We start from the raw sequence: 241 nt of genomic DNA, 5'->3' as shown, positions 1-241 counted from the left end.
ATAACATGCCGGAGGTTTTGGCGGCGTCCAAGCTTGTCGTGAACCGTGCCGGAGCGTGTACTATGGCGGAGATTACCGCCCTTGGTATTCCTTCCATCTTAATTCCGTCACCAAACGTGACGAACAACCATCAGGAGCATAACGCCCGCTCTCTTTCCGTCGAGGGCGGCTCGGTAACGCTGCTTGAGAAAGATTTAAGCGGCCGGGTTCTTTTCCATCAGATCGGCAAAATCATGGAAGA

General features: G+C 53.1%; 1 protein-coding gene. It reads left to right on the top strand.

The features are described from left to right. Positions 1-241 (top strand): glycosyltransferase (locus KVT34_RS30980; RefSeq protein ID WP_302695783.1); only part of this gene is annotated, 241 nt, incomplete at both ends.

This window comes from Paenibacillus sp. GbtcB18 (assembly GCF_019091125.1).
GTDB classification, from domain to species: Bacteria; Bacillota; Bacilli; order Paenibacillales; family NBRC-103111; genus Paenibacillus_F; species Paenibacillus_F chitinolyticus.
This window is presented reverse-complemented; position numbering and strand designations above follow the sequence as displayed.